This is a genomic window from Bacillus mycoides, assembly GCF_000832605.1.
Taxonomy (GTDB): domain Bacteria; phylum Bacillota; class Bacilli; order Bacillales; family Bacillaceae_G; genus Bacillus_A; species Bacillus_A mycoides.
The window spans coordinates 4,829,436-4,843,126 of sequence record NZ_CP009692.1 but is presented as its reverse complement, the minus strand read 5'-3'; the positions used below and the strand labels follow the sequence as shown (position 1 = coordinate 4,843,126).

At 37.5% G+C, this 13,691-nt stretch carries 15 protein-coding genes; 13 read left to right on the top strand and 2 right to left on the bottom strand.

Annotated features, from left to right (window positions below; genetic code table 11):
- Nucleotides 1–91: 91 nt before the first annotated feature.
- From BG05_RS26665 to BG05_RS26640, 6 genes are all read left to right on the top strand, one after another.
- On the top strand, nt 92–880 hold the full coding sequence (locus BG05_RS26665) for an enoyl-CoA hydratase (RefSeq protein WP_002010905.1): 789 nt from the start codon (nt 92–94) through the stop codon (nt 878–880).
- Between the two features lie 137 nt (nt 881–1,017).
- Entirely contained in the window at nt 1,018–1,338 is a 321-nt protein-coding gene (locus tag BG05_RS26660; RefSeq protein ID WP_002010902.1) for a hypothetical protein, read from the top strand.
- A gap of 17 nt (nt 1,339–1,355) precedes the next feature.
- Nucleotides 1,356–1,682, top strand: a complete 327-nt coding sequence (locus tag BG05_RS26655) for a nucleoside triphosphate pyrophosphohydrolase (protein ID WP_002125566.1) — start codon at nt 1,356–1,358, stop codon at nt 1,680–1,682.
- Nucleotides 1,683–1,915: 233 nt separating this feature from the next.
- Complete coding sequence (locus BG05_RS26650) at nt 1,916–2,965, top strand: M42 family metallopeptidase (RefSeq protein WP_003187600.1); 1,050 nt, start codon at nt 1,916–1,918, stop codon at nt 2,963–2,965.
- A gap of 219 nt (nt 2,966–3,184) precedes the next feature.
- Nucleotides 3,185–4,774, top strand: coding sequence for an N-acetylmuramoyl-L-alanine amidase (locus BG05_RS26645; RefSeq protein WP_003187601.1), 1,590 nt, complete (start codon nt 3,185–3,187; stop codon nt 4,772–4,774).
- A 160-nt stretch (nt 4,775–4,934) separates the two neighbouring features.
- Complete coding sequence (locus BG05_RS26640; protein WP_003187603.1) at nt 4,935–5,888, top strand: TRM11 family SAM-dependent methyltransferase; 954 nt, start codon at nt 4,935–4,937, stop codon at nt 5,886–5,888.
- Between the two features lie 201 nt (nt 5,889–6,089).
- Here BG05_RS26640 and BG05_RS26635 read toward each other — a convergent pair whose 3' ends face one another.
- Both BG05_RS26635 and BG05_RS30355 read right to left on the bottom strand, forming a co-directional pair.
- Nucleotides 6,090–6,590, bottom strand: a complete 501-nt coding sequence (locus BG05_RS26635; protein ID WP_003187604.1) for a DinB family protein — start codon at nt 6,588–6,590, stop codon at nt 6,090–6,092.
- Nucleotides 6,591–7,051: 461 nt separating this feature from the next.
- Complete coding sequence (locus BG05_RS30355) at nt 7,052–7,267, bottom strand: YflJ family protein (protein WP_003187606.1); 216 nt, start codon at nt 7,265–7,267, stop codon at nt 7,052–7,054.
- Nucleotides 7,268–7,508: 241 nt separating this feature from the next.
- Here BG05_RS30355 and BG05_RS26625 point away from each other — a divergent pair, with 241 nt between their 5' ends.
- The 7 genes from BG05_RS26625 (at nt 7,509) to BG05_RS26600 (ending at nt 13,629) form a co-directional block, all read left to right on the top strand.
- Nucleotides 7,509–7,862 (top strand): DUF3870 domain-containing protein, encoded by a 354-nt coding sequence (locus BG05_RS26625; protein ID WP_001225455.1) that lies wholly within the window; start codon nt 7,509–7,511, stop codon nt 7,860–7,862.
- 90 nt (nt 7,863–7,952) lie between these two features.
- A complete protein-coding gene (locus tag BG05_RS31895) occupies nt 7,953–8,084 on the top strand; it encodes a hypothetical protein (RefSeq protein ID WP_002125573.1) in 132 nt (43 codons plus the stop codon).
- Nucleotides 8,085–8,383: 299 nt separating this feature from the next.
- Nucleotides 8,384–9,322: a glutarate dioxygenase GlaH gene (glaH, locus tag BG05_RS26620; protein ID WP_003187612.1), complete on the top strand. Its 939-nt coding sequence runs from the start codon at nt 8,384–8,386 to the stop codon at nt 9,320–9,322.
- 58 nt (nt 9,323–9,380) lie between these two features.
- Nucleotides 9,381–10,583 (top strand): L-2-hydroxyglutarate oxidase, encoded by a 1,203-nt coding sequence (lhgO, locus tag BG05_RS26615; protein WP_003187614.1) that lies wholly within the window; start codon nt 9,381–9,383, stop codon nt 10,581–10,583.
- A gap of 250 nt (nt 10,584–10,833) precedes the next feature.
- Nucleotides 10,834–11,295 carry a VOC family protein gene (locus BG05_RS26610; RefSeq protein WP_002186606.1) on the top strand — a complete coding sequence of 154 codons (462 nt, stop codon included), beginning with the start codon at nt 10,834–10,836 and terminating at the stop codon, nt 11,293–11,295.
- Nucleotides 11,296–11,579: 284 nt separating this feature from the next.
- Nucleotides 11,580–12,632 carry a proline racemase family protein gene (locus BG05_RS26605; protein WP_003187619.1) on the top strand — a complete coding sequence of 351 codons (1,053 nt, stop codon included), beginning with the start codon at nt 11,580–11,582 and terminating at the stop codon, nt 12,630–12,632.
- A 19-nt stretch (nt 12,633–12,651) separates the two neighbouring features.
- Entirely contained in the window at nt 12,652–13,629 is a 978-nt protein-coding gene (locus BG05_RS26600) for an ornithine cyclodeaminase family protein (protein WP_033733818.1), read from the top strand.
- Nucleotides 13,630–13,691 lie beyond the last annotated feature (62 nt).

Here is a 13,691-nt window from a genome sequence, read left to right as displayed (position 1 = left end):
AGACAGAAAATTAAGAAAAAAGAAGGATTTTTAACATGCTTTCTATAATTATATAAGTATAATCTTTATATGGAAAAGAGGGGTATATATAATGGAAGTAACAAGTAAAACAGAATCTGTTGTTGTGAAATATGAAGGGCGCGTAGCGACGGTTATGGTTAATCGTCCAGAGGTTTTAAATGCATTAGATGAACCAACGTTAAAAGAGTTATTACAAAAGTTGAAAGAAGTGGCGGAAAGTTCTGTTCACGTTGTTGTGTTGTGCGGAAGTGGCCGTGGTTTTTCTGCGGGTGGAGATATTAAATCAATGCTTTCAAGTAATGATGAAAGTAAGTTTGAAGGCATCATGAATACAATTTCTGAAATCGTTGTGACGTTATATACGATGCCAAAGCTTGTTATTAGTGCAATTCATGGGCCGACTGCTGGACTTGGATTAAGTATTGCATTAACAGCTGATTATGTCATGGCAGATATATCATCAGTTATTGCGATGAACTTTATTGGAATCGCTTTAATTCCAGATGGTGGTGGCCATTTCTTCCTTCAAAAGCGCGTCGGTGAAAATATGACGAAGAAAATCATTTGGGAAGGGAAGAAATTATCAGCGACAGAAGCACTAGATATCGGTTTAATTGATGAAGTAATCGGTGAGGATTTCCAAACGGCTGTGAAGCAAAAAATTAATGAATGGTTACAAAAACCAATCAAGGCAATGATTCAAACGAAACAAATTTTATGTGAAGTAAATCGTTCTAATTTAGAACAAACGCTTCAGCTCGAAAAGCGTGGTCAATATGCGATGAGACAAACAGCGGACCATAAAGAAGGTATTGCTGCTTTTCTAGAAAAACGTTTACCAGCATTTAAAGGGGAATAAAGTGAAACTTTAATCCGTGGGGATTTGTTTATCCCCCGCGGATTATTAGTCTTATTGCCCGTTAATTCGAGATAAAGGGAAGAAAGTGCTAACACATTTTAGTATAATTGTGTTAGCACTTTTTTTAGGAGTAATAAATGAAGAAAATTATCGGTGTTATCGTTATTATTTTACTAACATATTATGCTTTGCATAGTACACCATCTCTTGCGGTACGGACTGCATTATTCTTTGAGGGACATCCAACTGTTGCTTTCTCTGGTGAAGTGAAGAAAGAACGGGATGTGAAAAAAGAGGCGATTCCTGATGAGTACCAAACCTTATACGGCGATAAGAAAGAAGAACCAGAGCATTACTTCTTTCCGGTAGTAAAGGCGCACGGATCAGGAATTGATATGTTAAGTGCTTGTGTGAAAAAAGAGTGGTTTTTCTATAAAGCAGAGCTTGGGTGTTATTAAAAGTGGGAGGAAAAGTGATGTCAACTTATAACAGGTTAGTAAGAGATCGTGTCCCGGAGAAAATTTTGATGTCTGGAAAAACATATACAGCACAAAAATTAACAGGGCAAGCTTACATACAAGCGTTAGCGAAAATTGGTACAGAAGAAATTCGTGAATTTGCTTCGATGAAAGAGCGTGAACATGCGCTAGATTCACTTGCAGATGCACTTGAAATTATTATTTCATTAGCGCGTGCAGAAGGTGCAACAATGGAAGATGTAGAGCTTATTCGTAAGCAGAAAGAAGAAGAGCGCGGCGGATTTACAAGAGGGATTTATTTGATGGACGTTTCGGAAGAGTAGTTTTATCCCGCTATTTGCGGGCAGTAAGACCCCAAACTCAAAATTCGGCGAATGCGAGGGAGTCGGGCTGCCCGTAAAAGCACAGTGTTAATGGAGATAATGCGGTGCTTTTTTGTCATTGAGATTAGGATAAAGTGAATTTTATTATAATTTAGAAAATTAAACTATATGAGTAGAGGTTTTATCGTAATTTCGCTATACTAAATAGTAGAGAAAATGAGGAGGAAACGACAATGGCACATCATACGAAAGAAACGATGGAACTTATTAAGGAGCTTGTCTCTATTCCAAGTCCATCTGGAAACACGGCGAAAATTATTAGTTTTATTGAAAATTATGTAAGTGAGTGGAATGTAGAGACGAAGCGTAATAATAAAGGCGCTCTTATTTTAACGGTTAAAGGAAAGAATGATGAGCAGCATCGTTTATTAACTGCACACGTTGATACGTTAGGTGCGATGGTGAAAGAAATTAAGCCTGACGGTCGTCTTCGTCTATCTATGATTGGTGGATTTCGCTGGAACTCTGTAGAAGGAGAATATTGCGAAATTGAAACGTCAAGCGGTAAGAAATATACAGGTACAATTTTAATGCATCAAACTTCTGTCCATGTGTACAAAGATGCAGGGGAAGCGAAGCGCGATGAGAAAAATATTGAAGTGCGTATTGATGAGCGTGTCTTTTCAGCAGATGAAGTACGTGAGTTAGGAATTGAAGTAGGAGACTTCGTTTCATTTGATCCACGCGTTCAAATTACAGAGAGTGGATACATAAAATCACGTCATTTAGACGATAAAGTAAGTGTTGCAATTCTATTAAAATTAATTAAAAGATTGCAAGATGAAAAGGTAACATTGCCATATACAACACATTTCTTAATTTCTAATAATGAAGAAATTGGGTACGGTGGAAACTCAAATATTCCAGAGGAAACGGTAGAATATTTAGCAGTTGATATGGGAGCGTTAGGTGATGGACAAGCATCTGATGAATATACAGTATCCATTTGTGCGAAAGACTCTAGCGGTCCATACCATTACGCTTTACGTAAACATTTAGTTGAACTGGCGAAAGCGAATGCTATTGAATATAAAGTGGATATTTATCCATACTACGGATCAGACGCATCAGCTGCGATTCACGCTGGATTTGATGTGAAACATGCATTAATTGGAGCTGGTATTGATTCTTCTCACGCATTTGAGCGTACGCATGAAAGCTCGATTGCACATACAGAAGCGCTTGTTTATGCATATGTGTTATCAGAAATGATAGTAGAATAGTGAGAGGGTGGTTGATTCTATGAATCAGCCACTTTTTTGTGTATAAAAACTACTTAAATTGTATTTTATTTTACAATATTAAGAAAGTAGGTTTACTACAGAATTCTAGTATTATAAAATGATAGAGGCGCACTAATTTTTTTTGTTCGGATTTATTATGATTTGCATATTAAGATTACGCGTTATTATAAATGGTTTTTGAGAGGAGTATTATTTTTTATGAAGTATCGTGCAGTCGCGGCTGGTATTTTAGCCGCAAGTTTATTATCATCTCCAGTAAGTAGTTTCGCAGCAGCGAAGAAGTTTTCGGATGTTCCTACATGGGCGCAGGAATCGGTTGACTATTTAGTAGGGAAAAAAGTGCTTGATGGAAAACCAGATGGAACGTTTTCTCCATCTGAAGCAGTAGATAAAGGATCAGCTGCAAAAATATTAGCAGCAGTTCTTGGCTTACCAATTGATCCAAAAGCGAAACCATCTTTTAAAGATTCGCAAGATCATTGGGCAGCACCATATATTGCTGCGGTAGAAAAAGCGGGTGTAATTAATGGAGATGGTACTGGGAAATTCAATCCATCAAGCCAAATTAACCGTGCATCAATGGCATCTATGCTTGTACAAGCATATTCATTAGATAAGAAAATTATTGGAGAACTTCCAACGCAGTTTAAAGATTTGGAACCTCATTGGGGTAAGAAACAAGCTAATATTTTAGTAGCTTTAGAGATTTCAATGGGTACAGGAAATGGCTGGAATCCTGACGGTACTGTAACTCGTGCTGAAGCAGCTCAGTTCATCGCAATGGCAGATAAAAATAAAACAAATACATCGAAAAGAATGTATATGAATAGAAACTTTATTACATATCATCAAGCATCGTTATCATCTGGTATTACTGACGTTCAACATAAGCCACAAATGATTGAAGTGAAAGAGCAAAGAGCGGACGGTTGGTTGAAGGTTGTAACAAGTAAAGGTGAGAAGTGGACACCATTACAAGAAAAAACAGAGTCTATTAATCAAGAATTCACTACATATCAAGAAGCTTCACATACGTCTACAGTGGCAGGCACACATAAAGCACAACAAGTAACTGTTATTGAAGAAAAAGATAGCTGGATTCGTATCCGTATGGGGGCTGGTTTCCAATGGGTGGATAAAAATCAATTAAACCCAGTGAAGCAAGGTAACTTCCTAGAAGGTAAAGCGATTATTATTGATCCAGGTCATGGTGGAATTGATTCGGGGAACCCTGGTTATTATGAGAAAGAAAGTAAAACCGTATTAGATGTATCATTACGATTACAGAAAATATTTGAGAAAAAGACACCGTTTACTGTGTTATTCACTCGTACAGATGATACACGTCCAGGAACAAGTGGTCCTGATTCTTTAAAAAAACGTGTAGAATTTGCACAGCAAAATAATGGAGATATTTTTGTAAGTATCCATGCTAATGGTTCTGACTTGAAAAATGGACAAGGCACAGAAACATTATATTATGATTCAGCACGAGCAAGAGCAACGAATCCAAATGTAGAAGAGAGTCGTTTATTAGCAGAAAAAATTCAAAAACGTCTTGTGAATGCACTTGGAACAAAAGATCGTGGTGCGAAACATCAGGACTTATACGTAACTAGAGAAAATACAATGCCAGCTGTATTAGCAGAATTAGCATTTGTAGATAATAAAAGCGATGCTGATAAAATTGCTACACCAGAACAGAGACAAAGTGCAGCAGAAGCTATTTATCAAGGGATTTTAGATTACTACGAAGCAATGGGTAACAACGTATCTTCTTTCCGTTAATAAATAAAAGAGATTGCCATAGGCAGTCTCTTTTTATTTATAAAACAAATTATAAAGGTTTCTCTTTATTTCGGGCATGTGATATCATTTAATTTTACGTGAAAAAGTATTCGAGTAATTGTAATCATAACAATTTTAAACGATAAAGGATGATAATAGATTGAGTAATCATAGTAAAACACCTGCATGTATATATACGTATGCATTTCGCGAAGAGGAGCGTGCTTTATGTTACTTGGAAATGCGCTCGTTCTTTGGAATGGAGTCTCACGTTAATATTTTAAAAAGTGAAGTCAAGATTGCTCCGAGTAGAAGTCCGTTTATTAAAGAGCGCGTCGAGGTTATGTATGAAGGGGACGACTTAGAAAGCATTTTAGAACAAGTGGAACAAATTGATTTAGCGGGAGCGACATTCAAAGTTATCTTCGTTAAAATCAATGATCTTGGTAAAGAAAATAAAATTGAATATGGAGAAAGACGCCTTATTGAACGAGACCTCGGTATGCATATTGAAGGAGAAGCGGATGTTCGTAATCCAGAGCGTGTATTCGGGATTGTTCCTCTTGGAGGACGCTGGTACTTCGGACACTATGTAGAAAGTGATCCAGTTTGGTATCATCACATAAAAAAACCGCATAGCTATTCGACATCACTGAGCACACGTGTTGCTAGAGCTGTCGCAAATATCGCTGTACCAAACCCAGAGGGAGTACGAGCTATTGACCCGTGCTGCGGTATTGGAACAGTAGTAGTAGAAGCACTTTCTATGGGGATTAACATCGTTGGTAGAGATATAAATCCACTTGTGGTGCTTGGAACGAGAAAAAACATTGCACATTTCGGGTTTGAAGGAACAGTAACAAAAGGTCCAATCGAGGAAATTACTGAGAACTACGACGTTGCAATTATCGATATGCCCTACGACTTATTTACGCACGCAACGCCAGAAGATCAACTCTCAATTCTTTCAAGTGCACGCCGTATTGCAAAAAAAGTAGTCGTTGTCACGATGGAAACAATGGACGACATGATTCATGAAGCGGGATTTGAAATTACAGACCGCTGTATCACAAGAAAAGGATCATTTTCTAGACAAATTCTTGTTTGTGAATAGGAAAGGTCACCCGTTTATTAAATTAATAAATTACAGGATAGTTAGTCCATTATGAGGCTGATTATCCTTTTTTATTTAACAACAAATACAAAAACTCCATTTTGAATAAAGATTGATCAAAATGGAGTTACCCTTTTTAGCTAAGTATGAGATTTTTATAAAAAAGTTTGATTATTTTACTGAGCCTTAATGAATAACATTTCAAGAATACCAATAAAAAGCATAATCAGTCATAACTGAAGAATCACCCAACTGATGTAACATAGCTGAAATATTCCCTCCATGATAGGTTCCATGATTCACAACGTGTAAGACCATTTCAGATATACTTGTTTCTCTTAATCCTGCCCATGGATTATCCAACATTATTCTCTTTTCCATATCTTCCTGTCTGTTCAAAAAGGTTTTAAACCGGGATGTTAAAGTGTGAAATTCCGTTTCTAAGTCTTCAATGGGCAGTTTCTCAATCTTTTCTTGAATTTGAAATGAAGATTGCATTGCTTCATTCATACTCTGACCCTCAAGGGTATGAAGCCATCCATATTCCACCAAATAGAGATGAGATAAAACCTTTGAAACAGAAGAAAAGACACTTTTCATTTCCTTTTGATATTTCTCAGGAGAAAGTGTCTTAAGATGATCAATAATCCGTTGATTTGCCCATACATGATAGTTATATAGATTTTCTACATGATTTGCCATACAATCGCCTCCTTATCATCACGTTTTTTAATGTTCTTTATCAGAATGAATTATTCCTTTAAATATCATTACTTATTTGATGAGATCTTCAACTAAATGGCCCAATTGTTGAACAAAGGTCAAAGCAATCTTCAACTAACCTGCCCCGTTAGTTGAAGTACATTTCTTCACAATGTTTATCGTTAGATTAACATAAATATCCAACAAGAAAACATCAAACCTCTAAGAAATCTATAGAGGTTTGATGTTTTTAATCAATCTTTTTTACAAAGCTACACTTGTGACAAAAAAGCTTATTTTTTCATTTTGTGGTGATTCTGAATTCTTAAGTTGATGGGCATGCCTGTGTAGGTGACCTTTTTTTGGTTGTATCAATGTGTGATTAGTTGGTAGTTTAGATGGGAGATTTGACGGGATTTGTTGAATAGACGATATATCTCGAGAGTTGTTTTGTTAGTAAATTACTCTTCTTTCGTTGTCTCTTGTTGTGCGATTAATAAATTGCGTAATACGTGTGCGCGGTAACTTTCTAGTTTTCGTCCCTCATGATAGCGAACACCTAATTTTTTTAGCTCAGCTACGTACCAGCCTTTCGTTCCGTAATACATGAGACCACTTCCTTTTTTCTTTTGAACAGTATATGTGCCGGGGCGAGAGAATTTTCTTTTTTTATTCATGAAATTCACGGAATTAAACATTGAATATTCAGTTTATTTTTATTATGATTAACTTATTATCGGATGACAGTGATTAGCCCCGCTGTAAGCCCAGATTTATGTTTGAAAATGAAGAGAGTAAACTTCTTTCCACTTGAGCTTCTTTAGCAGAAGTACGAGCTATAAGGATAAGGGTAGTAAAATTCAATGCAAATGTGTACATTGTTTTTCTGGCTCTTAACATAGTAATGGAGGATGAAATATGCGTAAAGGGACTTTTTTTATGGCAGGACATTCGAGACTTCCGAAAGGTATGGCTGTTCGCAGTATGTATGAAACATTAACAATTACAATTGAGGCAGATCATAAATATCATGTCATTATTGAAGCGTCATGTACGCTTGCGACAGAGCATGGTAGAGACTTCGTCGCTCAAATGTTGAGAGGACATAGTTTGCAAGATGGTATTGAGGAAATCGTTCAAGATATTACGGACCATTATCAAGGAAAAGCGCAAAATGCTATCGTCAGTGCGGTAAAAGATTTACATCGCCAATACGTAAGTTATTTAAATGATGAACAGCCTAGAGGAGAGTACGAGGAAACAACACCATAAAAACTGTCTAGTTTATAACCATAAACAAGAGCCAGTTGTATTTCCGTTAACGGGATACGACTGGCTTTTTATATTGAGGAGGCAAGGAATATGAAAAAATTAAGTGAAGTTCAAGCTGTGAAACAAGAGAAGAAAAAAAGAGGATGTGCGGAAAGTAAGGGGATTTGTGAAATGTGTAAAGTATGTAGAGAAAAAAACGAATTGACAGTTAGAAAATTTTGAATTATTATTTAATTAACAAGATCCATACGAGAAATTAGCCTTCTCTATATTCGATCTTGCTTTCCTGTTTTACAAATATTTTCATACAAACTGTCTATTATTATTGTACTTTAAGAGATTAAAGAACACTCGTAATTATGAGCCAGTTGTACGTTTCTACGATTTTATGTCGTGGATGCGTATGACTGGCTTTTTCGATGTTAGGGCAGTAAGACCGAATCTCAGCATAAGAAGATAAGGATAACTGTCTGTAAAAAACGTCAATAAGTTCTTCATATTTAAATTAGGGAGGAATTGAAATGTCGATTATTACAGAACAAAGTACGAAGATGAAATTTGCAAAGAAATATGAGGGGTATGAAATTGCTCCTCATCCAGAGCATAAACGTTTATATCATATTACGCTAAAACAGCAATTGCTTAAGCAGTTTTTTGAAGAGGTAAAAGAGCATTCAGAGCAGTTACTGCAATACATTCCCTATTCTCGATTTAATCTTGCGGATGGAATGAGAAAGATTTTTGGGCAATCATTTATGGATAACATTCGCGGCATTGTTCATGACCGTGAAACGGGCGGATTTACAATTGGGGTGCAAGGTGAAACGGCAGATCCAGCAGACTACGTGAAATTTGCAACAGCATTAACACATTTAATCGGGGAGCCAAACTTTGATGCAATGACAGGAACGTACTATGCTAGATTTAATGTGAAAGATACGGATAGTAGTGATTCTTACCTTCGTCAAGCGTACCGATTGTTTACACTGCATACAGACGGTACATTCGTTGATGAGCCGACAGATTGGCTTCTTATGATGAAGATTGAAGAGCAAAATGCAGTAGGCGGAGAATCTCGTTTACTACATTTAGACGATTGGGAAGACCTTCATAAATTTAGAAATCATTCGCTCGCATCTGTTAAGGTTACGTATAAAGCACCACCAAGTAAAAATGCGCAAGAAATCGTCTATCGTGAAACGTTTTTTGATGTGAATAACGCACCATGTATTTGTTTTATTGATCAGTTTGCCTATCCAGATAATATTGAACAAGCAAACTATTTGAAAGACTTATCATATTCTGTTGAAAACTCACCAGCAACACATGCATTGAAATTACCAATTGGTGACTTAGTTCTTTTAAACAACTTATTTTGGATGCACGGAAGAGCTGCGTTTGAGAAAAATAAAGATTTATATAGAGAACTAATGCGTCAACGTGGTTGTTTTTCTAAATAAGTTTGTACGGCGGGTCTTAAAAAAGACCTGCCTTTCATCATATTAAGGGGGAAGTAGGATGTATGACTTTATAATTATTGGCGGAGGAATTGTTGGCCTTTCAACTGGAATGGCGTTAACGAAAAAATTCCCTCGTGCGAAAATCGCGATCATTGAAAAAGAAAAGGAACTTGCACATCATCAAACTGGACATAATAGCGGAGTAATTCACTCTGGAATTTACTATAAACCAGGGAGTTATAAAGCAAAGTTTGCCAAAGAAGGAAATGCAGCTATGGTTCAATTTTGTGAAGAAAATGACATCGCTTATGACATGTGCGGAAAAGTAATTGTCGCTACAGAAAAGGACGAACTTCCTCTTTTACATAACTTATATGAAAGAGGCTTACAAAACGATTTACATATTGAAAAGATAGGTAAGGAAGAATTAGCTGAAATTGAACCTCATGTAAAGGGACTTGGGGCAATCCGTGTTCCATCTTGCGGGATTGCCGATTATAGAGGAGTAAGTTATGCATTTGCTCGCTTAATTCAAGAAAGCGGCGGAGAAATACATTTAGGAACAACAGCGGAGCGTATTACTGAGAAGAAAGACGCTGTAACAATTGAGACAAATCAAGGTGTATTTAAAACGAAATTTCTCATTAACTGCGCTGGCTTACATAGTGACCGTATTGCGAAAAAGACAGGGATATTAACGGATATGAAAATTGTTCCGTTTCGTGGTGAATATTATGAACTTGTCCCAGAAAAACGCCATCTCGTAAAACATTTAATCTATCCAGTTCCAAATCCAGAATTTCCGTTTTTAGGTGTTCATTTCACAAGAATGATAAACGGAGACGTACATGCAGGACCAAACGCCGTATTAAGCTTCAAACGCGAAGGCTATACGAAAACAGACTTCAACATAAAAGACTTCATGGAAACAATGACATACGCAGGCTTTTGGAAAATGGCGATGCCAAATATGAAAGAAGGCATAAAAGAAATGGTGCGCTCATTTAGTAAACAATCATTCCTAAAAAGCTTGCAGCGCCTAATACCAGAACTTACAGAAAAAGATATCGTCCCAACCCATGCAGGTGTAAGGGCACAAGCCATTTCATCAAACGGAAATATGGTTGATGACTTCTGCATTATCCCCGGCATCAATTCCCTGCATATTTGCAACGCACCATCCCCGGCCGCAACGGCTAGTATAAAGATTGGTGAGGAGATTGCTAAGCAAGTGCCAGATGTGGTGGCGGTTAGGGTTTGATGGGTAATGGGTCCCCCGAGTGATTTGAGTCATAAATCCGCCTCACTTTGAACGATAATATTACCGTAAATCATGAATTTGAAGAACCCCTTCTCATAAAGTAAAACTTTAATCAGTGATGGTTTTTCTTCAGCGTTAGGGCTACGAAATTGAAAAATATTTAAAGGAAATACGATATCACTTCTATTTCTAGTTTATTAAAGTAGGCTTTATAGTAAGGATTTCTAAAAATATAAAGGAGGGATATGCTTTGTTTCCAGGTACTTTATATGAAACACATGTTAAAACAAAAAATTTAGAAGTGGCAAAAGAGTTTTATACTAAACTTGGATTATTTCATGCTCGCACTATTGAAGAACGCCGTGTAGCTTTCTTTTGGTTTGATAAAGAAAATAAGAAGGAACAAATGCTGGGCATTTGGGAAGTATCGGAAGAAGCATTCCATACAAGTCACTTTGCATTCAAGGTTAACTATGAAGAAATCATTCATGCAAGAGAATGGCTTCTTAATAAAGGAATAAACCCAAGGGCTGCTTTCGGTCTTGAACCTTTCGAGCCTATGGTTCAAACTTGGACACCTAGTGCAAATCTTTATTTTTACGATCCTGACGGCAATTCTTTAGAATTTCTATGTTTACTTCCTGAAAAGAAAAAAGTAAAACAAGATGTCATGTATTTGAGTGAGTGGGAAAGCTTGGGGAGTGAAGAATAAATTTGATTTTTAACTCAAATCCCGTAAATCTATGGCTTAAATCACCCCCTGAGTTTTCGGGGGATCTTTTTGTTTTGGGGCTAATAATCACCTACTGTATAAAAAAATAGACAGTAGTATGTATTTTTCAAAAAATGTATACAGATTTATCCTGCTATTTGTGGGCAGTAAGACCCCCACCTCAAAATTCAACGAAAGCAAAGGATTTAGGTGTGGGCTAATAATCAGTGGGGGATGAAGCCCCCCCACTGATTAAAGTTTCACTTTATACTCTATGCGTTGGCATGATACTTGCAATGAAAATAGTATTAACATATAGGGGAGAGATAGAAATGAAGGTTAGTAAAATATACACAACAATTGATGCTCACGTAGCTGGGGAACCACTTCGAATCATTACGGGCGGGGTAGCAGAAATAAAAGGAGAAACGCAGCTGGAAAGACGCGCATACTGCATGGAACATTTGGATCATCTTCGTGAGGTTCTTATGTATGAACCGAGAGGACATCACGGAATGTACGGTTGTATCATTACTCCGCCCGCAAGTCCTCATGCTGATTTTGGCGTATTATTTATGCACAATGAAGGCTGGAGTACGATGTGTGGTCACGGAATTATCGCTGTTATTACAGTTGGAATTGAAACAGGTATGTTTGAAGTGACAGGTGAAAAACAAAAATTTATTATTGATAGCCCTGCTGGGGAAGTCATTGCGTACGCAAAATTTAACGGGAGCGAAGTAGAGTCAGTATCATTTGAAAACGTTCCTTCGTTCGTATACAAAAAAGACGTTCCTATCAAAATAGATGACTATGAATTTCAAGTAGATATCGCGTTTGGCGGAGCATTCTACGCTGTAGTGGATAGTAAAGAGTTTGGTTTGAAAGTCGATTTTAAAGATTTTGCTGCAATTCAAACGTGGGGCGGTAAAATTAAACACTACATTGAAAGTCAAATGGAAGTAAAACATCCACTTGAAGAAGATTTAAAAGGAATATACGGAGTTATTTTCTCAGATGAACCGAAAGGAAAAGACGCTACTTTACGAAATGTAACGATCTTTGCTGATGGGCAAGTAGACCGTTCCCCTTGCGGTACAGGAACATCCGCAAGAATCGCAACTCTTTTTGAAAAAGATGCCTTACAAAAAAGAGAGATGTTCATCCACGAATGCATTACTGACGGCCAATTTGAGGGAGAAGTATTGTCGGTAACAGCGGTAGATACATATGAAGCTGTCGTTCCGAAAGTAACGGGGAATGCATTTATTACAGGATTTCATCAGTTCGTTGTAGATCCGAGGGATGATTTGAATCGGGGATTTTTGTTAGGATAAGAGGAGGAGGTGGAAAGATATGCTAGTCATAAGCGCGAACGAACAACGAAACTTAGTAAATATGAAGGAAGTCATTGAATACGCGGCGCTTGCTTTAAAAGAATTTTCAGCAGAAAGAACGATCACACCAATTCGTGGCTCATTACCATTTGCGAACGAGCAAAATACCGCATTAATTATGCCTTCAGTAGCGGAAGGACTCGAAGCGCTCGGTTTAAAAGTAGTAACGGTAGCTCCGCATAATAAAAAGATAGGAAAGAAAACGATAAACGGGATCGTTATGCTATCAGACTTTCAAACGGGAGAACCGCTTGCGCTTTTAGAAGGATCGTACTTAACGATGATTCGAACAGGAGCCTTATCAGGAGTAGCGACAAAACATTTAGCTCGTCATAACGCAAAAACTTTATGCATCATCGGTACCGGTGAACAAGCGGAAGGAATTGCAGAAGCTGTACTCGCCGTTAGGGATATTGAAAAAGTAATTTTGTACAACCGAACGGAAGAAAAAGCCTATGCATTCGCGCAATATATACAAGAGAAATTCAATAAACCGGCTTACGTCTACAGGGATCCAAATGAAGCAATAAGCGAAGCGGACATCATCGTCACAACAACGAATGCATCCACACCAGTCTTCTCAGAAAAACTACAAAAAGGCGTCCACATAAACGCCGTCGGTTCATTTAGACCGAGCATGCAAGAACTACCATCCCACGCCATCGCGAACGCAAACAAAGTAGTAGTCGAATCAAAAGAGGCAGCACTAGAAGAAACGGGTGACCTTCAAGTTCCTATAAAAGAAGGATTATTTGAAGCGAGCGACATCCACGCCGAACTTGGTCAGATTATAAGCGGAGAAAAAGCTGGTAGAGAGAACGATGAAGAGATTACTATTTTTAAATCGGTTGGTTTGGCGGTAGTGGATATTATCGTTGCGAAGTATTTGTATGAGAAAGCGGTGGAGTGTGGAATGGGTACTACGATTCAGTTGTGAGGCTGCCTTTGGGTGGTCTTTTTGTTTATAATGCGCGTATGCATCTCAATTGTAATGTGTAG